Here is a 24,033-nt window from a genome sequence, read left to right as displayed (position 1 = left end):
CATGACCTCCGTGACCACTGGCCCGCACGAGCTCGCACCAGCGCCCACCTCGATGGCCGAACGCGCGTACGCCGCCATCCAGGACCAGCTGATCATGCTGGACATCCCGCCGATGTCCCCCATCGACGACCTGGCGCTGAGCGAAGCCCTCGGCATCGGCCGCACGCCCGTCCGCGAGGCGCTCAAGCGTCTCGAGGTGGACCGGCTGGTGGTCTCCTACCCGCGCCGCGGCACCTTCGCCTCCGGTGTCGACATCACCGACCTCGCCTACATCTCCGACATCCGCGTGCACCTCGAGCCGATGGCCGCCCGCCGCGCCTCCGAGAACGCGCCCGAGGCAATGCGCGTCAAGCTCACCGAGCTGGCCGACGCCATTCAGGACGACGACGTCATGCTCAAGTCGCGCCACGAGCTGATGCAGTGGGATCTGCGGGTGCACCGCTCGATCTACCGAGCCGCCGGCAACCCCCACCTGGAAGACACCCTGGTGCGCTACAACAACCTCGCCACTCGGATCTTCTGCGTGTTCCTGGATCGGATCACCCATTTCGACCGGCACGTCGACGAGCACGTCGGCCTGTTGCGAGCCGTCGCAGACGGCGAGAGCCGGAAAGCCGAGGAGATCGCCGGAGAGCACGTCGCCGGATTCGAGAAGGCGATCCGGGCGATCATGTGACCGCCCGGCGCCTCTTCTCACCCCTCGACGGCGTCGAGCACCTTGAGCACGTCGACCGTGGCCGCCACGTCGTGCACCCTGAGCACCTTCGCCCCCCGCTGCGCTGCCAGCACGGCGGCGGCGACCGAAGCCGCCTCCCGGTCCTCGACCGGCCGTCCGGTGATCTGGCCGAGCATCGTCTTGCGGGACAGACCAGCCATCACAGGTGCGTCGAGCTCGGTCAACGAGCTCAGCGACCGCAACAAGGTCAGGTTGTGATCGAGGGTCTTGCCGAACCCGAACCCCGGGTCGATCACGATGTGCTCACGCGGGATCCCCGCGCTCACGCACGCATCGATCCGTTCCCGGAGGAACGCGACCACTTCGACGAGCACGTCGTCGTAGCTCGGGTCGTGCTGCATGAGGTTCGGTGGCCTGAGCATGTGCGACAGGCACACGGGCACGCCCAGATCCGCTGCCACCTCGACCGCACCGGGATGGCGGAGCGCACGCACGTCGTTGATCAACGTTGCGCCCGCGGCCACGGCTTCCCGCATCACCTCCGGTCGCGAGGTGTCGATCGACAGCGGAACGTCCGTCTGCGCTGCCAGCTGCTCGACGACCCCCACCACGCGGTCGAGCTCCTCAGCAACGCTGGGCGGGCTCGCACCCGGCCGAGTGGATTCACCGCCGATGTCGAGGATGTCAGCACCCTCTTCGATCAAGCGGAGTCCACGCCACACGGCAGCGCCGCTGTGCCAGTAAGCGCCTCCGTCGGAGAACGAATCCGGTGTGACGTTGAGGATCCCGCACACCAGCTTGCGCGGACCGCGGAGCAGTCGCAGCGATTTCCCGACAGCAGCTGCGGGAGCCCTCGGGGCGACGGCAGTTGGAAGCGGGCCTGTCATGCTTGACTCCGGGAAGCCGACTCGATCGTGTGCCGAAGCAGCAGCGCCGTCGTCACCGGCCCCACTCCGCCGGGAACCGGAGTCAGCCCGGCCACCGAACCAGCCACTTCCGCCTCGTCGACGTCGCCGGTCAAACCGCCGTCCGCTGTCGGATTGGTTCCCACGTCGATCACGATGCTCTCGGGGTTGACGTGCTCAGCGCCGATCAAGCCGACCCGGCCGACGGCCACCACCAGGATCTCAGCAGGGCGGGTGTGGGCGGCGAGATCACGAGTGTGGCGGTGGCACACGGTCACGGTCGCGTCGCGCTGCAGCAGCAGCTGGGCTGCTGGTTTGCCGACCACATTGGAGCGTCCGACGACAACGGCCCGACGACCTGCGAGCGGAACCTCGTAATGGTCCAGCAATTCCAGCACCGCTGCGGCGGTGGCCGGCACGAAAGCGGGCATCCCGGCGCTGAGTCGCCCCAGCGACTCCGGATTGGCACCGTCGACGTCCTTCTCCGGGGCGATCGAAGCCGCCAGGTCTTCGACGGACGCTCCGCCGGGCAGCGGGGTCTGCAGCATGATTCCGTGCACCGACGTGTCCGCGCTCAGCTCGGTGAGCCGGCTGCGGATCTGGCCGGGCGTCGCTTCAGGGCCGAGATCGACGATGTCACAACGGATTCCCGTCTTGGACGCGGCGTTCGCGATCGAGCGGACGTACCACGCGGTGGATTCGTCGTCCGTGGCCACGACGACTGCCAAGCGCGGCGGTGTGCCGGCTCCCGCGAGTGCCTCCGCTGCCGCTGTCACTCCCGCACGGATCTCCTTGGCGAGGGCCACTCCGCTGAGCACCGCCGTGGTCGGCTCATCGGAAACGAGTTGTCCTGTCATCGTCCGAATACCTCCCGCACTGCGGCGGTGACCTTGTCGGCACGCGCGGTGATGTCGTCCACTTCGGCAATGGAAGTGATCAGCTCGCTGCGCTCCTCCGCACCGCTGATCCCGTTGAGATTGACCTCCATGTTCACGCGCGCGGTGGAGGCTGCGGCACGGGCGGCTTCCGCAGCAGCGGCGATGTCACTGATGACGTTGCGATTTCCGATCGGGAGCAGCTGTTCGGCCAAGCCGACGACCTGCTCAGCAACGGCGACCACCCGTGCGGGCACCCGGCTGGCCTCGACCAGGGCAGCCGCGATCGCACGCGACCGGGCCTCCTTCTGCTCGTCGGTTGATCGCGGGAGCGCGTAGGCCGCCCCCACCGCACCGAAAGCCGAGGCATCGTCTTCGGCCAACGTCAGTGCGAGCTCGCGCAGCTGATCGGTGTCGTTCCGCACCGCCGTGATCGTCGCGGCGTGTTCGGAGTACTTCTCGCCGTCGCTGTAGCGGGCGACCATCCCGACCAGGGCGGCGGCCTGAGCAGCGTGCAACCCGGCGCTCGCCCCACCTCCCGGGGCTGCTACCCGGTCTGAGAGCGAGCCCAGAAAACGTTCGAGGGTTTCCATGCGCATGGCATCGGTCCTTCTTCTCTGCGGACTGGGAACGTGACAGCAGGAATCGGGCGTCGGTCCCGCAACGCTTCCGGGACCGACGGGGTTGGGTGGGGTGCGCGGCCACCGACCCTTTTCAGACCGCGCACCCCGGCTTGGGGTTAACGCCGGATGCGGGTCATCTCCGGGTCGACGAGCGGCTCGACGGCGACGGTGGCGCGCACCTTCCGGTCGAAGTACTGGATTTCCACCGAGGTTCCCGGCGTGGCCGATGCGGGGAGCCATGCGTAGGCAATCGGCTTGCCGATCGTGTGGCCGAAGGCCGCCGACGTCACGTAGCCGGCCGGCTCGCCGTCGACGAGGACGGGTTCGCTGCCCAGCACCACGCTGCGGCCATCGTCGATGGTCAGGCACGCAAGGCGGCGGGTGACGGTGTCAGCGCTGAGGTCGGCGACCGCGTCGTAGCCCACGTACTCGGTCTTCTTCTTGCTCAAGGCGAACCCGAGGCCGGCCTCGTAGGGGTTGTGCTCGGTCGTCATGTCACTGCCCCACGACCGGTAGCCCTTCTCGAGGCGGAGGCTGTTGAACGCGGCACGGCCTGCGGCGATGACGCCCAGCGGCTGCCCGGCTTCCCACAGCGCGTCCCAGAGCCGCTGTCCGTACTCGGCGCTGGTGTAGATCTCCCATCCGAGCTCGCCCACGTAGGACAGCCGCATCGCGGTGACCGGGATACCTGCGATGTGCGCGTGCTTGAGGCGGAAGTACTTCAGCGCCTCGTGGGAGAAGTCGTCACCGCTCAAGGGCTGCACCAGGTCCCGGGCGAGCGGCCCCCACACACCGATGCAGCACGTACCGCCGGTGATGTCGCGGATCCGGACGCTGCCGTCGTCCGGGGCCTCGCGCAGGAAGTGGTCCATGTCGAGGTTGCTGTTGGCCCCGACCTGGAACAGCTGCTCCTCGAGCCTGGCCACGGTGACGTCGGAGCGAACACCTCCGGCCTCGTCGAGCATCAGGGCGTAGGTCACCGAGCCGACCGACTTGTCCATCTTGCCGGTGGTCAGCCGCTGCAGGAACGCCACCGCCCCGGGGCCGCTGACCTCGATGCGCTTGAGCGAGGTCATGTCGTACATGGCGACCGCCGTGCGGGTTTTCCACGCCTCGGCCGCTGCGATCGGCGAGTGGAACATCGCCGACCACGCATCGCGCGATGGCGGTTGCCACTCGGTCGGCAGCTCCTTCACCAGGCGTGCGTTGGCCTCGTACCAGTGCGGCCGCTCCCAGGCGTGCGACTCCAGGAAGAACGCGCCCAGTTCCTTCTGCCGCGCGTGGAACGGACTCACCCGCAGCTCCCGCGGTGAGAACCTCGGCTGCAGCGGGTGCCGGACGTCGTAGATCTCCACGAAGTTCTGCTGCGAGGTCTCGTCGACGTAGGCGTCGGTCGTTTGAATCGCGTCGAACCGATTGACGTCGCACCCGTGGAGCTCGGTCTCACTGCGGCCGTTCACGAGCAGCTGGGCGACGGCGCGGGCGACACCGGCGGAGTGGGTCACCCACACGGCTTCGGCGACCCAGAACCCGGCGACGTCCGGCGACTCGCCGACCAGCGGACCGCCGTCGGGCGTGAAGGAGAAGACGCCGTTGAACCCGGAGTCGATCTTCGCGTTCCGCAACGACGGGAGGATCTCCATGCTGTGCTCCCACGAGGCGGCGAAGTCCTCCTCGGTGAACGGCAGCATCGAGGGCATCGCCGCCTCGCTGACGTTGTCGCCGTCGACCTCGGGCAGCTCCGACAGCTGCGCCGGCATCGGGCGGTGGGCGTAGCTGCCGATGCCGAGGCAGTCGTTGTACTCCCGGAAGTAGAGATCGCGGTCCTGGTGGCGGAGGGCAGGCAGGCTCGCCTCGGTCTGCTCGTCGTTGCGCCCGACCAGCTCTGCGATCTGCCCGGTGCGCGCGAACTGGTGGGCCAGCGGGAGCAGCGGCACCTTCATGCCGACCAGCTCGCCGACGGCCTTGCCCCAGAAACCGGCGCAGGAGACCACGACGTCCGCGGCGATCTCCTCGCCGTCGTCCGCGCGCACTCCGGCGACGCGGCCGTTGTGCTGCAGGACTTCCGTCACGCGGGTCGAACCGCGGAACACCGCTCCGCGCGCCTCAGCCCGGCGGATGAGGGCAGCGACGGCTCGGGGCGATTTGGCCAGTCCGTCCGTGGGCGTGTGCAGACCGCCGAGCACGCGCTCGCGGTCGAGCAAAGGGTGCAGTTCCGCGCACCGCTCCGGACCGACGACCTCGCTGGGGACGCCCCAGGACGTGGCCCAGCCGTGCTTGCGGTGCAGATCAGCGAGCCGTTCCGGAGTGGTGGCGATTTCGAGCCCGCCGACCTGGTTGAAGCACCGGTCGCCGTCCACCTCGATGCTGCTGAACTTCTCGACCGTGTACGTCGCGAACTCGGTCATGGTCTTGGACGGGCTGGTCTGGAAGACGACGCCGGGTGCGTGCGACGTCGACCCACCGGTGAGGGGCAGCGGTCCCTGGTCGAGGACGGTGACCTCAGTCCAGCCGCGCTCGGTGAGCTCGTCGGCCAGATTGGCGCCGACGATCCCGGCGCCGATGATGACGACACGAGGGGTGGTGCTCATGGCGGGGGCGCTCCTTAACTGAACGGTCTGGAGTGACCGCGCGGAGGATGCTTGGGGTGGGAGGTCGGCCGTGCCCACGGTCACAGCCGACCTGGTGCTACGTGGTGGTGCGCAATTCCTCGGCCGTGTCGAGGAGCCAGTCCGCGAGGTAACCCGCGAACGACGGCCGGACGAAGAGCCGGAAGTCGTCACCGTCGCCCAGGGCGAGGATCAGCACTCCGGCCTGCCCGATGCCGGTCTGCGCGCTCGATCCCTTCGGGAACGCAGCGGGTCGCAGGTCGAGCGAGCACCCGAACGAGAGCAGTTCGCGCGCCAGCCGGCCGCTCACCCGAATCGCGGTGCGCTGCGCGGACACGTCCACGGCCGCGCCACCATGCGCGGACACGACCTCGACGAGCGAGCCCTCCAGCTCGTGCGGGCGGAAGACCTTGCTCGTCACGAGCCATTCGTCCGGCCCCAGCCAGACGATCTGGCCCTCCGGCGTGGAGGTCCAGGTGTTGGGTTTGACGGGGAGCGCCGAGCCCAACGCGCGCTCCACTGCCGCGGCACCCGGACCGGCCGGATCGATCCGCAGATCCGCGGCGGACACGAGTTCCTCGGGCTTGACCACCAGGCCGTCGATCGACCAGGACAACGCGGCCAGGGCGTGCTCCCAGTCTTCCAGGGGGTGCGTAGCGCGAAGCGTTCTAGCCATCTCGGCGTGCTCCTTCCGGGTCCACCAGCACGGTTTCGCCGATCTCCGCCTCGACGAGCGCGCCGCCCACCGGGACGTGCACCAGGTCGCCGACGCGGGCGCGGCCGTTCTTCACCAGCGCCAGCGCGAACGGCCGGCCGAGCTCAGCGCTGTGATAGCTGGACGTGACGTGCCCGAGCATCGGGACCGGTGGCTCCGGAAGCGTCCCGTCTGCTCGGAATTCCACGATCTGCGAGCCCTCGCGCAACTTGATGCGCCGATCCGTCGGGAGCAGCGAGACGAGTTGCTTCCGCAGCGGATTCAGGTTCTCGGCACGGGAGAACGAGCGCTTGCCGATGAAATCGTCCTTCTTCTTCGACACCACCCAGTTCATGCCCAGGTCGTGCGGGGCGACCGTGCCGTCGGTGTCCTGCCCGATGATCGGGTAGCCCTTCTCGGCTCGCAGCACGTGCATCGTCTCGGTCCCGTACGGCGTGATGCCGAAGCGCTTCCCCGCCTCCAGCAACCGCTGCCACAGCGAAAGTCCGTACCAGGAATTGATGTTCACCTCGTAAGCCAGCTCACCGGAGAACGAGATCCGGGCGACTCGGACCGGGACGCCGTCGAGATGCGTGTCCTTCCACGACATGAACGGGAACGCCTCGTTCGACACGTCCAGATCGCGGAACACCTCACCGACAACCTCGCGCGAACGAGGCCCGACGACCGGGAAAACCGCCCACTGCTCGGTGACCGACGCGAGGTGCACCTGCAGCTCGGGCCATTCCGTCTGGAGCCACTCCTCCATCCAGTCCAGGACCGTGGCCGCGCCGCCGGTGGTCGTGGTGACCAGGAAGCGGTTCTCCTCGATGCGCAGCACCGTGCCATCGTCGATGATCATGCCGTCGTTACCGCACATGACGCCGTAACGCACCCGGCCGACCTTGAGGGTGCTCATCATGTTCGTGTAGATCCGGTCGAGAAGAACACCGGCATCCGGGCCTTGGACATCGATCTTGCCCAGCGTGGAGCCGTCGAGGATGCCGACACCGGATCGGGTTGCCGCGCACTCGCGCAGCACAGCGGTGTCCATGTCCTCGCCGGGCTCCGGGTAGTAGCGGGCTCGCTTCCACTGCCCCACGTCCTCGAACACCGCACCGGCGTCGACGTGCCAGGGATGCACCGCGGTGATCCGCTCGGGGTCGAACAGGCTGCCGCGTTCACGCCCGGCCAGAGCTGCGAAGGCAACCGGTGTGTACGGCGGCCGGAAGGTCGTGGTGCCCAGGTCCTCGATCGGACGGCCCAGCAGCTCGGCGGTGATGCCGGAAGCGATCACGCCCGAGGTCTTTCCCTGGTCGTGAGCAGTGCCGATCGTGGTGTAGCGCTTGACGTGCTCCACCGAGTGCAACCCGGCGCCGACCGCGCGGGCGATGTCGCCGACGGTGGCGTCGCGCTGGATGTCGACGAACTGCTTCGCCGGGTCCCCGTCGGTGCGCCAGATCACCTTCGTCGGTGTGCGGGACGGGTCCGCATCGACCGCCGGTGCCTCCGAGCCGGCGCCGTCCTGCACGACGCCGGCCAGGTCGAGAGTGCCGTTGGCGGCGCCGATCACCGCGATGCCGGGCAGGCTTCCGGACGGCCGGAAGGAACCGAGCGAGGCGTCGTAGGTCAGCGCACCCTTGACGTGGCTGAACAGGTGCACCGCCGGGTTCCAACCGCCCGAGACGAGCAGCAGGTCAGCGGGGATTCGCACCTCTCCCCCAGGCTTGCGCGCGATCACCGCGCTGACGTGCTCCTCGCCTTCAGCAGCGATGACCGCTGTGGACTCGGAAACTTCGACGCCGCTTTGCACCGCGCGCTGCCACCAGTCCGGCGGTAGTTCGTCCCTCGCGTCGAGGACCGTCACGTCCGCGCCGGCGGTGGACAGGTCGATCGCCGTGGAGTAGGCGGCGTCATCGCTGGTGAACACGACGACCTGCTGTCCTGCGAGCACGCCGTAGCGGTGCAGGTAGTCGCGCGCTGCCGATGCGAGCATGATTCCGGGGAGGTCGTTGTTCTCGAACACGATCGGACGCTCGTGTGCACCGGCGGCGACGACGACCTTCAGCGCGCGGATGCGGTGCACGCGTTGACGGCTGCGGTTCGATGAAGCTGCGGCATCGGGGTGGCCGCTGCGGCGCTCGAGAGCGAGCACGAACCCGTCGTCGTACTGGCCGAACGCCGTGGTGCGCTGCAGGTGCAGGACCTCCGGGTTCGCGGCCAGCTCGGCGACGACCTCCGCCACGAACTCCAGCGCCGGCCGTCCACCGATCCGCTCAGCACCGGTCAGGCTGCCACCTGCGGTGGCACGATCGTCGAGCAGGACGACGCTCTCCCCGGCGCGGGCGGCGCTGCGCGCGGCGAGCAGCCCAGCCGGCCCCGCGCCGATCACGAGGGTGTCGACGTGCGTGTGCTTGCGGTCGTAACGGGCCGGATCGGGCTGCTCGGCGAGGCGCCCCTGCCCGTTGACGCCTCGCGCCACGAGTCCGTCGGTCAGCTCGACCGCGGCGGCCTGCAGCATCGGTTCGGGGAACGGCTCCTCGATCTGCACCAGGCCCGTGGCGTCCTCGGTCCACGCTGCGCTGATCCCGCGCGGCCGTCCCAGCTTCACGCTGGTGCCGATGTGGTGAACATCGTTGGCCAGCAGGGCGGAGGCCAAGGTGTCGCCCGGGTGGCCGGTGTAGGTGCGTCCGTCGAAGGTGAAGGTGAGCGTGCGACCGCGGTCGATGCGGCCATACCCGTCGACCCGGCTCATGCCCGCACCTCCGGCTTCCTCGATTCCGAGCCCGGAACGCCGGGCACCGGTTCACCGACTCGGTAGATGGCCAGGAACTCGTAGGTGCGCGTGTCCCGGACGGCGTTGAACCAGCGCCGGCATCCCGTGCTGTGGCACCACCGCTCGGGGAACGGCCCCTTGTTGTTGTCGCGGTAGAACACGAACTCAGCCCATTCCTGGTCCGACAGATCGACAGGGTTGTCCGGGTAGGAGATGTCGGCCTGGCCGCCGTAGTGGAACTCGACCTCCTCGCGGGGGCCGCACCAAGGGCAGTGGATCAATTGCATGGTTAGCAGTCCTCGGTTTCAGTGGGCGACGGCAGCGGCACCGTGCTCGTCGACGAGCGCTCCGGTCGTGAAGCGGTCGAGGCTGAACGGCGCGACGTGCGGATGCGGTTCGCCGTGGGCGATGGTGTGCGCGTAGCACCAGCCGAGCCCCGGCGTGACCTTGAACCCTCCGGTCCCCCAACCGGAGTTGACGTAGACGTTCTCGTACGGTGTGCGCCCGACGATCGGGCTCGCGTCCGGGGTGACGTCGACGATTCCCGCCCAGCTGCGCAGCAGGTGCGCGCGGGCGAAGACCGGGAACAGTTCCACGGCTGCGGCCATCTGCCGCTCGATGATGTGGAACGCGCCGCGCTGCCCGTAACCGTTGTAGGAGTCCACGCCTGCGCCCATCACCAGCTCGCCCTTGTGCGCCTGGGAGACGTACACGTGCACGGCGTTGGACATCACGATCGTCGGGTGCACCGGCTCCAGCAGCTCCGACACCAGCGCCTGCAACGGGTGCGATTGCAGGGGCGCGCGCACGCCGAGCTCGTCCAGCAGGACGGAGGTGTGCCCGGAGGAGCACAGCGCGACGGTCCCGCAGGCGATGTCACCGCGACTGGTGCGCACGCCGGTCACCCGCTCACCGTCCACTGTGAACCCGGTGACCTCGCAGTCCTGGATCAGGTCGATCCCGGCCTCATCCGCGCTCCGAGCGAATCCCCAAGCGACGTAATCGTGCTTGGCGATCCCAGCCCGGGGCTGGTAGGTCGCGCCCTGCACCGGGTAGCGGATGTCGTCGGAGACGTTGACGATCGGGCAGACCTGCTTGACCTCGTCGGGCTCCAGCCACTCCGCATCGATGCCGTTAAGCTTGTTGGCCTCGACCCGCCGGATCGAATCTCGGACGTCCTGCTCGGTGTGGGCGAGGTTGAGCACGCCGCGCTGCGAGAACAGGATCGGGTAACCGAGTTCCTCCTCGAGCCCTTCCCACAGCTTCAAGGCGTGCTCGTAGATCGCGGCCGATTCGTCCCACAGGTAGTTGGACCGGATCAGCGTGGTGTTGCGGGCCATGTTCCCGCCCGCGAGCCACCCCTTCTCCAGCACGGCGACGTTGGTGATGCCGTGGTTCTTCGCCAGGTAGTGCGCGGTCGCCAGACCGTGCCCGCCGCCACCGATGATGACCACGTCGTAGGACTTCTTCGGCTCCGGGTTGCGCCAGAGGAAAGCCGGGTGTTCGGGCAGATCCGCGCCGGGAGGCGTGGAGTTCGTGTTCATGCCTGCAGCTCCGGGTACAGAGAACGGCTCTGGGCGAGTTTCGCGACGCGCTCGGCGAGGGCGTCGAGGCCTGCTTGCGGCGTCTCGGGTCGCAGCGCCAGCGCGATGATGTCCGAGACCTCGCGGAAGTCCTCGTCGTCGAAGCCGCGCGCGGCCAGCGCGGGAGTTCCGATGCGAACCCCGGAGGAGACCATCGGCGGTCGAGGATCGAACGGGACCGCGTTCCGGTTCACCGTGATGCCGACGTGGTGCAGCCGATCCTCGGCCTGCTGGCCGTCCATCTCGGAATTGCGGAGATCGACCAGCACCAGGTGCACGTCGGTTCCACCGGACACCACGCCGACGTTCTCCTCCAGCAGCAGTCGGTCAGCCAGGATTTTCGCCCCGGCCAGGGTGCGCTCCTGCCGCTCGCGGAAGGCGGCCTCTCCGGCGAGCTTGAACGCCACCGCCTTGCCCGCGATCACGTGCTCGAGCGGACCGCCTTGCAGCCCTGGGAAGACGCTGGAGTTCAGCTTCTTCGCCAAGCTCGCCTCGGCGAGCACCACACCGCCTCGCGGTCCTCCCAACGTCTTGTGGGTGGTCGAGGTGACCACGTGCGCGTGCGGCACGGGTGACGGGTGCAGACCGGCTGCGACCAGCCCGGCGAAGTGGGCCATGTCCACCATCAGGTAGGCACCGACCTCGTCGGCGATCCGCCGGAACTCCGCGAAGTCCAGGTGCCTCGGGTAGGCCGACCAGCCCGCGATGATCAGCTTCGGCTGCCGCTCCTTCGCCAGCCGCTCCACCTCGTCCATGTCCACGAGGTGGTCGTTCTCGCGCACGTGGTACGCCGCGGCGTCGAAGTACTTCCCCGAGAAGGTCAAGCGCATGCCATGCGTCAGGTGCCCGCCGTGCGCGAGGTCCAGACCGAGGAAGGTGTCGCCCGGGTCCAGCAGGGCGGCCATGACCGCGGAGTTCGCCTGAGCTCCGGAGTGCGGCTGCACGTTCGCGTAGTCGGCGCCGAAGAGCGCCTTGACCCGGTCGATGGCCAGTTGCTCGATCTCGTCGACGTTCTCGCAACCACCGTAGTAGCGGCGCCCCGGGTATCCCTCGGCGTACTTGTTGGTCAGCACCGAGCCCTGGGCCTGCATCACGCTCAGCGGCGCGAAGTTCTCGCTCGCGATCATCTCCAACGTGTCGCGCTGCCGAGCCAACTCCCGGTTGACGGCCGCATGGACCTCCGGGTCCGTCTCTGCCAAGGGAAGACCGAGCGCGTTCTCGGCGCTCGCCGCCCCTTGACGATCAACCGTTGCGGACAATGCGGCCACCTCCTGGTGTATCTGTGTTTGGTGATTGATATATCAGTTACATGTCAAGTTAGGGGCCGTTGCGCCCTCGGTCAACAGCCCGAGGGCGACGACTTCTCGCGAATGCCCGGGGCGGTCAGTACCCCCGGGCTCTCCACTCCTCCAGGTGCGGAGCCTCGTCCCCGATGGTGGTGGAGCCTCCGTGTCCTGTGCGGACAGTTGTCTCCCCCGGCAGGGCCAGCAGGTCGCGGCTGATCGAGCTGATGATCGTGTCGAAGCTGGAGTAGGACCGCCCGGTAGCCCCGGGCCCGCCCTGGAACAGCGTGTCCCCGGTGAAGATCGTCGTCAGCTCCGGCACGTGGAGGCAGACCGAACCCGGCGAGTGCCCCGGCGTCGACAGGACGCGCAAATCGATGCCGGCCACCGTGATGACCTGCCCGTTCGACAACTCCTGATCCGGTTGCCGGTCCGGGTGCGTCAGCTTCCACAGCGGAGCTTCGGCCGGGTCGAGCAGGATCGGTGCGTCGAAGCTGTCCGACAGCGCCGGTGCCTGGTTGACGTGGTCGTCGTGGGCGTGGGTGCACACGATCGCCGTCAACCGGCGATCGCCGATCCGCTCCGCGACCGCATCGGCGTCGTGCGCGGGGTCGACGACGAGGACCTCGCGCTCGTCGCCGATGAGCCAGACGTTGTTGTCGACCTCCCAGGTGCCCCCGTCCAGGGAGAAGGTGCCCGAGGTGACCAGGTGCTCGATGGGGCTCACAGGACCACCACCGAGCGCAGCACGTCACCGCGGTGCATCTTCTCGAAGGCGTCCTCGACGCCGTCGAGGGAGATCTCCTCGGTCACGAACTTCTCCAGCGGCAACCGGCCCTGCAGGTGCAAGTCGACCAGCGCGGGGAAATCACGTGAGGGCAGGCAATCGCCGTACCACGAGGACTTGAGCGCACCGCCACGGCCGAAGTACTCGATCAACGGCAGTTCGGGTGCCATCATGTCCGGCGTCGGCACACCGACGAGCACGACCGTGCCGGCCAAGTCGCGGGCCTCGAACGCCTGCTTCCAGGTCTCCGGACGCCCAACGGCATCGACGACCACGTCGGCGCCGAATCCCCCGGTGTGATTCCGGATGGCCTCGACGACATCAGCTTCTCGGGCGTCGACGACATGCGTGGCGCCGAACTCCCTGGCCTGGTCGAGTTTCCGCGGGTCGCGGTCCACCGCCACGATCGTGCTCGCTCCTGCGAGCTCCGCACCCGCGATCGCCGCATCACCGACGCCTCCGCAGCCGATGACCGCGACCGAATCGCCGCGGCCCACGTTCCCGGTGTTGATCGCGGCGCCGATGCCGGCCATCACGCCGCACCCGAGCAACCCCGCCACTTGCGGCTTCACCCGCGGGTTGACCTTGGTGCACTGCCCGGCGGCCACGAGGGTCTTCTCCGCGAAGGCTCCGATCCCCAGTGCCGGGCTCAGTTCCTGCCCCGATGCCAGCGTCATCTTCTGCGTCGCGTTGTGCGTATCAAAGCAGTACTGCGGTTTGCCCTTGCTGCAGGCACGGCACTGCCCGCAGACCGCGCGCCAGTTCAGGATCACGTAATCGCCCGGGGCCACATTGGCGACACCCTCACCGACCGATTCCACGACGCCTGCGGCCTCATGCCCGAGCAGGAACGGGAACTCGTCGTTGATCCCACCCTCCCGGTAGTGCAGGTCCGTGTGGCACACCCCGCACGCTTGCACCCGCACGACGGCCTCACCGGGCCCAGGGTCGGGGATCACGATCGTCTCGACAGTGACGGGCTTGCCCTGCGCGAGCGAGACGACTCCGCGGACCTCTTGTGGCATAACGCCTTTCTCCTTCTCAGCGATTGCTCCTCGACCACGGACGCACCTGCCGATGGCCGAGGAGCAGACCCGTGTTCCGGTTGCGAGGCCGCAGACCGAGCGTCGCAACTCAATTCCGGCGCCCACTGTGACATGCGACTGGTATATCAGTCCAGAGCGCAGTGTGGCCTTTCTCGACGCCTTGCCGGCGTCCCGCGAACCTCAACCTGCGACCGCGGAGGCCACCCAATCCCGGAACTCCCCGATGTGGTGCTCACTGGGAACCAGCACGCCACCCGCGGCGTAGGCCCGGGAGGACATCGCCGGCTGGCAGCGCTCGCACGCGTCGAAGTCCTGCTGGTTGACCCGGTGGAACAGCTCCACCGACCGGGAGAGATCGACTCCGCTGTCGATGACCTCCTGCGTGTAGAGCCAGTCGCACTCGACGATCGTCCGGTCCACGGCCACCGGGTACATCCGGTGGAAGATCACGTGGTCCGGGACGAGGTTGATGAACACCTGCGGGTTGATGGTGATCGCGTAGTAGCGCCGGTCGTGGTCCTGGTCGACGCCGGAGAGCGTTCCGAACCCGCCCTGGCCGTCGACGGTGAAACCGGTGACCTCCTCGCCGAACTCCGCCCCGTGTCCCACGAAGTACTGCGCGGCGTATCCGTCGGCGAACTCGGGCAGCACTTCGGTCAGCTCAGGATGGATCGTCGCGCAGTGGTAGCACTCCATGAAGTTCTCGACGATGAGCTTCCAGTTGGCCTTCACGTCGTAGGTGATCCTCTTGCCCACCACGAGTTCGTCGATTCCCCAACCGTCGATGGCGGAAGGATCACCCATCCTGGCCGTGACCGCACCCTGCACGGCCTCCTCGAACGAGGGAGGCTCGTCGGCGAGGCAGACCCACACCGTTCCGAGCCACTCCTTCAAGGCGACGCCGATGAGGCCGTACTCGTCCCGGTTGACGTCGTCCATGGAATTCAGGTTCGGCGCCGCGATGAGCGAACCGTCGAGGCCGTAGGTCCACGCGTGGTACGGGCACTGCAGGGACTTGCGCACCGACCCGGCCTCCTCGGTGCACAAGCGCGCACCGCGGTGGCGGCAGACGTTGAGGAAGGCTCTCAGCGCACCGTCACGACCGCGCACGATCAGGACGCTCTCCCCTCCGACGTCGACATTGCGAAAACTGCCCGGCGACGGCATGTCACTGCTGCGGGCCGCGGCGAACCAGTTGCTCTGGAAGATCCGCGACTTCTCGAGCTCGAAGACCGCCATGTCGGTGTAATGCGATCCCGGCAGAGTCGGGATCAGGCTGGACGTGGGTTCCGGCTTCTCCTGGCCGTGGGCTTCTACGGAGCTCACGAATGATCCTTTCCTTCTACTGCCATGCGGCTACGAACAGCCAGCGCGATGCCGAGCGCGCGAGAGCTCGAGGAGCGAGCGAGCCCGCTCAAGACCTGAGAGCCACAGCGCTGGCGAGATGAGTGGACTGCGCGGATGCGATCACCGCCCGGCCGGCAGGTATCCCGCCAGCTGGCGGCGCCACCTCCCGAACGAGCGGGCGCGATCGACCCCGAGAACCCCTTCCGGGTTCCCGTCTTGATCGCGGTAGAGCACGAGGAAGTCGAGTGAATCGAGGCTGCCCTCGACCACTTCGGCCGTGGAGCCCTCGGTGCGGCGGCCGGCGAACTGGATCTTGTGGCCGTACTGGTCCGACCAGAAGTACGGCACCTCGTGGTGCGCCGGCGGTACGTAGCTCCCGCCGAGGAGGGCGGACACCGCGACGACGGGCTGCTGCAGGGCATTGGTCCAGTGCTCCATGCGACGCGGCGCACCGAGGAAGTTGCGGTGCGAGTTGGCGCAGTCCCCCACCGCGACGACGCCGGGGAGGTTCGTCAGGCCTTGCGCGTCGGTCACAACACCGTCATCGAGGTCGACGCCGGACCCGCGCAGCCATTCCACGCACGGTTCCGCACCGATCCCGACCACCACCACGTCGGCGGGCAGTTCGCGACCGTCGGACAAGCGGACCGCCGTCACCTGCTCACCACCGACCAGTTCGGCGAGCGTGGCGCCGGTGTGCAGCCGCACTCCCTTCGTGGCGTGCAACCCGGCGCAGATCTCGCCCATCTCCGCACCGAGCGCCTTCAGCAGCGGCACGGGCGCGGCTTCGACGACATCGACTTCCACGCCCAAACCCACCGCCGTCGAGGCGATCTCGGAGCCGATGAAGCCCGCCCCGATCACGACCAGGCGGGCTCCCGCGACCAGCTCGTCGCGCAGCGCCCGCGCGTCGTCGAGCGTGCGAAGGGTGTGGACGCCCTTCGGCAGGCTCCAGGGGAGGGTCTTGGCCCGGGCGCCGGTCGCCAGCACCACGCCGTCGGCCACGATCCGCTCGCCGTTGTCGAGCACCACCGCCCGATCACCGGTGTCGAGAGCAGTCGCCGGGTTCCCGAGGCGCCACTCCGCGCCCAGCTCGTCGTCCTCGGGTGTCGCCAGCGTCAGGTCCTCTTCTGAAACCGTCCCGGCCAGGAAATCCTTCGACAGGGGCGGGCGATCGTACGGCGCGTGGGGCTCGTCGCCGACCACGACGATGCGCCCCTCGAATCCCTGATCGCGCAGGGACCGGGTAGCGGTCAGCCCGGCCAGGGAGGCACCGACAACGGCAATGGTCTGCATCAACGAACCCCTTCGCCAAGCACTCCGGCGACGTCCGCACCGGCGTCCGCGCCAACTTCAACCGTTTCGTTCACGAACACCTGCCCGCCGTCGACGACCACCTCGTGCGTTCGCACGGGTTTCCGCGCTGGCGGCCCGCTGGGCTTTCCGGTGCGGAGGTCGAAGCAGGCGGCGTGCAAGGGGCACTCGACCGCGCAGTCCTCGAGCCATCCGTCCGAAAGCGACGCATCCTGGTGGGTGCACGTGTCGTCAATCGCGTAGAAGGTCCCGTCCGCGTTGAAGACCGCGATTGCCACGCTGCCCTGCACACGTACAGACTCTCCGACCGGGATATCGGCCGCCGCGCCAACTAAGATCATCGTTGCTCCTGTTGCTGATTGCGGAACACGACGTGTGATTCGCAACAGAGCATCCGACACTTATCGTTTCCCGTCAATTAACCGATCCCAAATCAACCCGCGCCGATTTCGGAGTTGCAGGATGCACAACAAGAGCAAGGACGCAGGGACCTCCGAACCCAGGACCGCCACCCAGGCCGTGGAGCGAGCTCTGTCCATGCTCGTCCTCCTGGGTCAACGCGGCCCGTCCGGCGTCACGGACCTGGCACACGAACTGGGCGTGCACAAGTCGACCGCGTCCCGCTTGATGACGACCATGGAGAAGTTCCGGTTCGTCGAACAAGTGGGCTCTCGCGGCAAGTTCCAGCTCGGCTTCGGCATCGTCCGGCTCGCCGGCGCCACTGCGGCACAGCTGGACATCGCGAGGGAGGGCAAATCGATCTGCACCCGACTGGCCTCCGAGCTGCGCGGGACCGTGAGCATCAGCGTCCTCGACGGCGGAGGCGCCACCACCGTCGCCCAGGAGCCGAGCACCGAGCGCAACTGGATCGGGCTCCGACTACCGCTGCACGCGACTGCGAGCGGGAAGGCGCTGCTGGCGCACTTCGGTTCCGAGAAGCTCGAGGAGGTCCTGCGGCAACCGCTACCCCGCTTCACCGAGCGCACCATCGTTTCGCGCGGCGCCCTGACCGCAGATCTCAACCGGGTGCGCGACCGCGGCTGGGCGACCGCGTGCGGGGAGTTCGATACCGAGCTCCACTCCGTCGCCGTCCCGGTGCGGGGCCCTGGCGGGCGAGTGGCCGGAGCGCTGAGCGTCACCGCCGACGGCGAGCACCTCCGCGCAGCCGATTTCCCCACCGTAGCGGGAGTTCTCGGCGAGGCAGCCGACGAGATCCTCGAACGCTTGCAGCAGCTCGCAGGCCCGTAGCTGCACCCGGAAAACCTTGACCCCCTGAGACACATCTATTAGCTTGCATAGATATATCAGCTGTGCGCACCGAAGGTGATCATGCGTCGACCTCCTTGTACGTCCCGATCGGACGTCCCGCTGAACGGACCGGCAGGGTGAACGACACGCCCGTGCCACCGGGGGCGGGCGGCAAGCTGGCCATCGAGGACGCTCAGACGATTCGTCGCGCGACCACGGCCGCGGCCTTGAGCAACATCGCCACCTGGTACGACTTCGGCACCTATTCCTACATCGCCCTCGCCCTCGATCAGGTCTTCTTCCCCGATGCAGGCGAGTGGGCACCGGTGTTCACCCTGGGCACCTTCGCCGCCGCGTTCCTGGTCCGCCCTCTCGGCGGAATCATCCTGGGACCGCTGGGAGACCGCTTCGGCCGAACCAGAGTTCTGTCCGCCACGATCTTCCTCATGACGCTTGCGACCGCGCTGCTCGGACTCGTTCCCAGCTACGGCGCGATCGGCATCGCAGCGCCGCTGATCGTGCTGTTCATCCGCATGCTGCAGGGCTTTTCGGTGGGTGGCGAGTACGTCGGCGCCCTGACCCTCGTCGCCGAGTACGCCCCGGACCACCGGCGCGGCGCCCTCGGGAGCCTGCTGGAATTCGGCACGCTCATCGGGTACATGCTCGGCGCTGGTATCACCTCGATCCTGGTGGCCGCACTACCGGAAGACGATCTGCTGACGTGGGGCTGGCGACTCCCCTTCATGCTCGCCCTCCCGCTGGGCGTCACCGGGCTCTACCTCCGAATGGACCTCGAGGAGACCCCGGCGTTCCGGCAGCAGATGGAGCGCTCGCCAGCGATGGCCACGATGGCTCTTCGGCGCGTGTTCCAGATCCTGGCGAAGCACTACCGCTCTGCGGTTCTGATCGCAGGTGGGCTGATCGTCGCCTGGAACGTCACCAACTACGTGCTGACGAACTACGTGCCGACCTACCTGACCACCACCCTGCCCGGACACGGCGAAAACGGAACTAGTGGGGCCATCTCGGCCACGCTCCAGGTTGCCGTCATGCTGGCGATGCTGATCGTCATCGTCTTCGTCGGCAAGCTCAGCGACCGGATAGGCAGGAAACCCATTCTGCTCACCGGGAGCATGTCGCTCATCCTGTTGGGCCTGCCTTCGGTGTGGCTACTGCGGACAGGGCTTCCCGGTCAGGTCGCCGGCTTGCTGATCATGGGCTTCGCGCTGCTCTGCTTCGCAGCAGTGACCCCATCCACCCTGCCCACGCTCTTTCCCACATTCATCCGCTACGGCAGCCTCGCCATCATCTTCAACATCTTCGTGTCAGCCTTCGCTGGGACGGCACCCACCGTCATCGGAGTCGCGGTCACTACGACGGGAAACCTCGACTGGCCCGGCTACTACCTCATCGGAGCAGGAGCGATCGGGCTCGTGAGCACCCTCTTCCTCAAAGAACCGGCTGGGAGGCCCCTGACCGGGGCGGCACCACTCACCTCGAGCGCGGACCTGCCCGCCCCACCGCTCTCCGAAGACGGCGTGCCCATGGAAAGTCCGACGCAGGACCGGCCGGAGTGACAAAACGCCAGCCCCAACTACCGCATTTCGTCACCGTGACAGATTGCCTTCCTGCGGAGAAGATCCGGTCATTCTGTCACGGGTGGCGCACGCGAGACTCTTGAGCAGAGCCCAGTCCTGGGACGAGCGGACCGGCTACCTCAAGATTGGGAGCCTTGGCGATCTTCCGCCGGGCTCGCTCCGCCCAGCGAGCCCGGCTCGTTGCTGCCAAGATTCCCGAACTATGGACCGGGATCAAGTAGGCGTCTGGATCGCGAAGTACGAACGAGCGTGGCGCGCACCGGGCATCGACATGCTCGCCGGGCTGTTCACCTCGGACGCGACGTATCAGCAAGCTCCGTTCCAAGAACCAGTGGTCGGGCTCCCCGCCATCGGCCGGATGTGGGAGGCCGAACGCACCGGTCCGAACGAGGCCTTTGAACTCACGAGCGCAGTGGTGGCCGTCGATGGCGACACCGCCGTCGTCCGGATCGAGGTCCAGTACAGCAGCCCGACGCATCAGCAGTACCGCGACCTGTGGATCCTGCAGTTCGCACCAGACGGAAGGTGCCGAACCTTCGAGGAATGGCCCTTCTGGCCGGACAAGTCCTACAGCCCCAACTCCTGAACCCGCTCAAGATGACTCGCCAAGATCAAACCCACTCCGGATCTCCACAATCAAGGTATCCATGAGCGGCATGCCTGACTCCGAGCAACGAACGTCGAAGACGGGCTCGACCCCGGCGGCGACCAAGTCGTGCCCCTCGACCTACAGGCCGCGCCACCATGGCGCGGCCTGAGCGCCGTCGGACGCCCACTCGCGCCCGCCTTCTGCGATCGATCACCCACTTCCCCGCCACCTGGGATTCGCATGCCCAGTCCCGGCATGCGGCCCGCTGGTGGCCCCGCCGAGCGGTTGCAGGACCCTCTTCAGCTGCGTTCGGCAGGGCTGACCAGCCGATCGCGGTCGGCTTGTGCGCGGTAGTGAGCGCTGCGCAGCCCCAGGATGATCGCGGCCAACGCGGTGGCCAAGACTGAGGCGATGATGACCGCGGACTTGGCGTGATCGAGCATGACCGGGTCGGGGAACGACAGTTCGCTGATCAGCAGCGAGACGGTGAAGCCGATCCCGGCGAGTTGGGACATGCCCACGATGTCGATCCATCGCAGGGTGGGGTTGAGCTCGGCAGGGGTGAGCTTGGTGGCCAGCCAGGAACCTCCGGCGATGCCGATCAGCTTGCCGCCCACGAGACCGGCCACGATGCCGAGGGAGACGGGGTCGGTCAGTGTGCTGCCCAGGTCGCCGAAGACCACCCCGGCGGAGAACAGGGCGAACACCGGAAGCGCTAGCCCCATCACCCACGGGCGCAGCTGGTGTTCCGCGCGGTAGCTGGGATCGGTGCTCTCGCCGGGACGAGTTCGGGTGCGCATGAGCAGCCCCATCGCCGCACCGGCGATGGTGGCGTGCACACCGCTGGCATGCATCAACGCCCAGATCACGACCGCCAGCGGCACCAACACGGCCCAGTTCGGCACCCGTGAACCGAGCAACCGCGCGGCAACCCCGGTGCCGCGCTGGAGCAGGCCGAACACGGCGAGCAGTCCGACCGCGCCCAGCAGCGGTACCCAGGACAGACCCTCGGTGTAGAACACGGCGATCACCACGATCGCTGCCAAGTCGTCGACGATGGCCAGGGTGAGCAGGAAGGTGCGCAGCGCCGGAGGCAGGTGCCGACCGACCACTGCTAGCACCGCCACGGCGAAGGCGATGTCGGTGGCCATCGGGATGCCCCACCCTCGCGCGGCCTCGCCCTGCCCGAAGTTGATCGCCGCGAAGATCGCCGCCGGCAGCACCACACCGCACAACGCAGCCACGATCGGCAGCAACGCACGCCGCGGGTGGCGCAGCTCGCCGTGCACGAACTCCTGCTTGAGCTCGTTGCCCACGATGAAGAAGAACAACGTCAGCAACCCATCGGCCGCCCACGCTTGCACCGAGAGGTTCAGGTGCAGGGCCTCAGGGCCGAACGAGAAGGACCGCACGCTCTCGTAGGCGTCGGACCACGGCGAATTCGCCCAAAGCACGGCCACGAGCGCCGCACCGATGAGCAGGAACCCGCCGACCATCACGCCGAAGCGCGTCCAGCACGCCCCTCATGCCGCACCTCCCCGCCCGGAAGAACGACGACCAGCACGAGCGCGCACGCACGCAACCCACTGCACGGCAGTAGAAAACATCAAGACACCAGGCCTCACCAAGCGGCCTTCGACCAGGCCGCTCAACAACCCCCGCGTGGCGGCGCGACGCACGCATCAGCGGCACACCACAACGAGGGGAGATCAACAGGGAGAAGAACAGTGACACCCCGGCTGGGTGTCAGCGGCACTCCTGTTGCGGTGGGCAACCCGCCAACTCGCCGTGCGCGACGGTGCCGAAAGAACTCGACCACCCATTGGTGCCCGGGTGCCGCAAAACCCCTTCGGGCTGGGTCGGCACCCACGACATCGCCAGGTCCTCGCAGCGCCGCCAGGATCGGCGAGCACCCTGCCCGTGCCATGCATCAGACACGAGGGAGGGGTGGATCCAGCGAGACAGCACCCGAGCACCACATCAAGGCGCCGCTCCAGCCCCATTACCTCAGTGAGGAGGTTCTCACCGTTGTCGACAGCTCTCCCCTTGGCATCGATGAGCTCCGTGACCGAGAACGGCTCCGTCGAGGTCCGCGGCGACACCATCTAGTGCGCATCCAGTGCCGAGGTCATCTCACTGGGGATCACCCGGGAAGCCGGTGGCCTCGTCCAGCACGCCTCGCAGCTGGCTGTTGATCGTGTCGCGTGAAGTCAGGGTGCGTTCAAGATCCTTGGAACCGACCACGTTGCGCAGCGTGGTGACGGTGAGCTGTTCGACCGCCTGCAGGTAGAGGTCGTCCTCGGTGATGACCGGCTGCGGCTGGAAAGAGACCCACCCGCTCCCCGCTCCCTCAGGTCGGCAACCGAGTCGACCTGCCCCCGCCCATTGACGTATACCCCTGGATGGGCGAGTGCAGAGCGCGGTTGATCGATTGGAAGGGTCGGTCAGCCGAAGGGGCGATGGCACGACAGCCCCCGAAAGGAACGCGTGGTCCCACGGCAAGGACGTTCGCAATCCTGAGTCCCACCAGAATCTTGGGATCGGTGGAGCACCGCGATCTCTGGGGACTGCCCTGGTCGCTGGTCGTGGCGCTCCTGGTGACCGCCGACAGCGACCAGTGGCCGCGCTCGTCACCGTGGCAAGTCACTCACAGGTGTGAACTGGCTCGACATGCGGGCGAGGCCGCCTACGGTCGGCCTATGCCCTTATCGGGTGACCAGGATCGGATTCCGTGGCGGGTCGTGTGCGACCAGGCCGCCTCCGCGATGACGGTGCTCGACCTCGAGGGGCGCTTCCTCTACGTCAACCGGGCCCTGTGCCGGCTCCTCGGCTACGAGCGAGACGAGATCGTCGAGCACCACCGCCACCACTACATCCACCCTGACGACGCGGTGGGGCTCGACATGATCGGCGACGTGCTCGCGGAGCCCTCGGGCGAGGTCTCCCACGAGTTCCGATGCGTGCGCGCCGACGGGCGGGTCATCTGGTTGCTCCTGTCCGCCTCGGTCATCCGGGACGACGAGGACCGTCCGCTCTGCATCGTGACCCACGCGCAGGACATTACAGACCGGCACGAATCCAACGACCGATGGCAACGGACGTTCGCCAACGCGCCCATCGGGATGGCTCTGCTGGACGCGAACGGGGTGTGGACAGAGGTCAACGCCGCCTTGTGCGAGTTGCTCGGTTACAGCCACGACGAGCTGGTGGACCTGGATCCCACCGACCTCACCTACCCGGACGAAGAGGCCAGCGCGGCGTTCGCCGATGTCTTCGAGGGGCGCATCGACCGGGTGAGCGTCGAAACCCGTTACCGGCACAAGGCCGGGTACCCAATCTGGTTGTTCATCCGGGTCAGCGCGGTACCAGGCCCAGAGGGCGCGCCGGTGTGCGTAGTCGGCCAGTACGAGGAGATAGGTGATCGGCGCATGTCGGACGAGCACCTCGCGCACTTGGCCCTGCACGATCCGCTGACCGGGCTGGCCAACCGCGCCCTGTTGGCCGATCGGCTGGATCACGCACTAGCGGAACTACCACGCGACGGGGGCGTGCTGGCCGTGATGCTGGTGGACCTCGACAAGCTGAAGGAGACCAACGACCTCCACGGGCACGCCGTCGGCGATCAGCTCCTGATCTCGGCGGGTGACGCTCTGCTGCACGCCGCGCGGACCGGTGACACCGTGGCCCGTGTCGGGGGAGACGAGTTCGTGGTGGTCAGCCGCGTACCCGATCTCGCGGCGGCGGAGGCGCTTCGCGACCGCGTGGAGAATTGCCTCAAGACCGACGTCGTCGTGTCGGGCTGCCGGGTTTCCCTGCAGGCGAGCGTCGGGCTTGCCACCACGACCCTCCCGACGCTCTCCCACGTGGAGCTGCTGGACGCCGCCGACCGCGCCATGTACGTCCGCAAAGGTCGGAGCCGAGGTTAGTCCGCAGCGGTTCGACGACCGCCAGCCCTAGGAGCTGTTTAGGAACCGATCTTGGTGAGGCTGCGGAGCCAGATGTCGATGGTGGCGACGTGCACGGTGGCTTCGTAGCGGAGGGCGAGTTTGTCGTACCGGCAGGCCACGGCACGGTGGTGTT

20 protein-coding genes and 1 pseudogene are annotated in these 24,033 nt (G+C 67.8%); 5 read left to right on the top strand and 16 right to left on the bottom strand.

The genetic code is table 11. The features are described 5' to 3' along the window. Position 1 precedes the first annotated feature (1 nt). Positions 2–676, top strand: coding sequence for a GntR family transcriptional regulator (locus tag E1181_RS26285; RefSeq protein ID WP_132678813.1), 675 nt, complete (start codon positions 2–4; stop codon positions 674–676). 17 nt (positions 677–693) lie between these two features. On the opposite strand, the gene folP is transcribed toward E1181_RS26285, so the two are convergent. From folP to E1181_RS26215, 14 genes are all read right to left on the bottom strand, one after another. Beyond that, positions 694–1,563, bottom strand: a complete 870-nt coding sequence (gene folP / locus E1181_RS26280) for a dihydropteroate synthase (protein WP_132678799.1) — start codon at positions 1,561–1,563, stop codon at positions 694–696. Next, entirely contained in the window at positions 1,560–2,438 is an 879-nt protein-coding gene (locus tag E1181_RS26275) for a bifunctional 5,10-methylenetetrahydrofolate dehydrogenase/5,10-methenyltetrahydrofolate cyclohydrolase (RefSeq protein ID WP_132678797.1), read from the bottom strand. The genes folP and E1181_RS26275 overlap by 4 nt, the downstream gene beginning before the upstream one ends. After that, positions 2,435–3,055, bottom strand: a complete 621-nt coding sequence (locus E1181_RS26270) for a cyclodeaminase/cyclohydrolase family protein (protein WP_132678795.1) — start codon at positions 3,053–3,055, stop codon at positions 2,435–2,437. The genes E1181_RS26275 and E1181_RS26270 overlap by 4 nt, the downstream gene beginning before the upstream one ends. Positions 3,056–3,195: 140 nt before the next feature. Next, a complete protein-coding gene (locus E1181_RS26265) occupies positions 3,196–5,670 on the bottom strand; it encodes a GcvT family protein (protein WP_132678793.1) in 2,475 nt (824 codons plus the stop codon). A 97-nt stretch (positions 5,671–5,767) separates the two neighbouring features. Continuing rightward, positions 5,768–6,364: a sarcosine oxidase subunit gamma gene (locus E1181_RS26260; protein WP_132678791.1), complete on the bottom strand. Its 597-nt coding sequence runs from the start codon at positions 6,362–6,364 to the stop codon at positions 5,768–5,770. Further along, entirely contained in the window at positions 6,357–9,137 is a 2,781-nt protein-coding gene (locus E1181_RS26255; RefSeq protein WP_132678789.1) for a 2Fe-2S iron-sulfur cluster-binding protein, read from the bottom strand. The genes E1181_RS26260 and E1181_RS26255 overlap by 8 nt, the downstream gene beginning before the upstream one ends. Continuing rightward, entirely contained in the window at positions 9,134–9,445 is a 312-nt protein-coding gene (locus tag E1181_RS26250) for a sarcosine oxidase subunit delta (protein WP_132678787.1), read from the bottom strand. Before E1181_RS26250 ends, E1181_RS26255 begins: the two co-directional genes overlap by 4 nt. 18 nt (positions 9,446–9,463) lie before the next feature. After that, complete coding sequence (locus E1181_RS26245) at positions 9,464–10,702, bottom strand: sarcosine oxidase subunit beta family protein (RefSeq protein ID WP_132678785.1); 1,239 nt, start codon at positions 10,700–10,702, stop codon at positions 9,464–9,466. After that, positions 10,699–11,940, bottom strand: coding sequence for a serine hydroxymethyltransferase (locus E1181_RS26240; protein ID WP_132678783.1), 1,242 nt, complete (start codon positions 11,938–11,940; stop codon positions 10,699–10,701). Before E1181_RS26240 ends, E1181_RS26245 begins: the two co-directional genes overlap by 4 nt. Positions 11,941–12,124: 184 nt before the next feature. Further along, positions 12,125–12,751, bottom strand: coding sequence for an MBL fold metallo-hydrolase (locus tag E1181_RS26235; RefSeq protein WP_132678781.1), 627 nt, complete (start codon positions 12,749–12,751; stop codon positions 12,125–12,127). Beyond that, entirely contained in the window at positions 12,748–13,836 is a 1,089-nt protein-coding gene (locus tag E1181_RS26230) for an S-(hydroxymethyl)mycothiol dehydrogenase (protein ID WP_132678779.1), read from the bottom strand. The genes E1181_RS26235 and E1181_RS26230 overlap by 4 nt, the downstream gene beginning before the upstream one ends. A 201-nt stretch (positions 13,837–14,037) precedes the next feature. Beyond that, positions 14,038–15,096: an aromatic ring-hydroxylating oxygenase subunit alpha gene (locus E1181_RS26225; RefSeq protein ID WP_132678811.1), complete on the bottom strand. Its 1,059-nt coding sequence runs from the start codon at positions 15,094–15,096 to the stop codon at positions 14,038–14,040. 228 nt (positions 15,097–15,324) lie between these two features. Beyond that, entirely contained in the window at positions 15,325–16,500 is a 1,176-nt protein-coding gene (locus E1181_RS26220) for an NAD(P)/FAD-dependent oxidoreductase (RefSeq protein WP_132678778.1), read from the bottom strand. Continuing rightward, positions 16,500–16,859, bottom strand: a complete 360-nt coding sequence (locus E1181_RS26215) for a bifunctional 3-phenylpropionate/cinnamic acid dioxygenase ferredoxin subunit (protein WP_132678776.1) — start codon at positions 16,857–16,859, stop codon at positions 16,500–16,502. Before E1181_RS26215 ends, E1181_RS26220 begins: the two co-directional genes overlap by 1 nt. A gap of 121 nt (positions 16,860–16,980) precedes the next feature. Between E1181_RS26215 and E1181_RS26210 the strand changes: the two genes are divergently transcribed. The 3 genes from E1181_RS26210 to E1181_RS26200 all read left to right on the top strand — a co-directional run bounded on the left by E1181_RS26210 (position 16,981) and on the right by E1181_RS26200 (position 19,950). Next, positions 16,981–17,766: an IclR family transcriptional regulator gene (locus tag E1181_RS26210; protein ID WP_132678774.1), complete on the top strand. Its 786-nt coding sequence runs from the start codon at positions 16,981–16,983 to the stop codon at positions 17,764–17,766. 137 nt (positions 17,767–17,903) lie between these two features. Next, entirely contained in the window at positions 17,904–19,343 is a 1,440-nt protein-coding gene (locus tag E1181_RS26205) for an MFS transporter (RefSeq protein ID WP_132678772.1), read from the top strand. 223 nt (positions 19,344–19,566) lie between these two features. Continuing rightward, the gene (locus E1181_RS26200) at positions 19,567–19,950 is read left to right on the top strand and encodes a YybH family protein (protein WP_132678771.1); all 384 of its coding nucleotides are present in this window, start codon (positions 19,567–19,569) and stop codon (positions 19,948–19,950) included. Between the two features lie 302 nt (positions 19,951–20,252). On the opposite strand, the gene nhaA is transcribed toward E1181_RS26200, so the two are convergent. Beyond that, positions 20,253–21,449, bottom strand: a complete 1,197-nt coding sequence (gene nhaA / locus E1181_RS26195) for a Na+/H+ antiporter NhaA (protein WP_132678769.1) — start codon at positions 21,447–21,449, stop codon at positions 20,253–20,255. A 658-nt stretch (positions 21,450–22,107) separates the two neighbouring features. Further along, positions 22,108–22,284, bottom strand: a pseudogene (locus E1181_RS26185) (SPFH domain-containing protein); the annotation flags it as partial. Positions 22,285–22,652: 368 nt separating this feature from the next. On the opposite strand from E1181_RS26185, the gene E1181_RS26180 reads away from it, so the two are divergent. Beyond that, entirely contained in the window at positions 22,653–23,879 is a 1,227-nt protein-coding gene (locus E1181_RS26180) for a sensor domain-containing diguanylate cyclase (protein ID WP_132678765.1), read from the top strand. Positions 23,880–24,033 lie beyond the last annotated feature (154 nt).

The sequence above is a fragment of the Saccharopolyspora terrae genome, from assembly GCF_004348435.1.
GTDB lineage: Bacteria > Actinomycetota > Actinomycetes > Mycobacteriales > Pseudonocardiaceae > Saccharopolyspora > Saccharopolyspora endophytica.
Note: the sequence above shows the minus strand (reverse complement) of the source record. Positions and strands in the feature narration are given on the sequence as shown.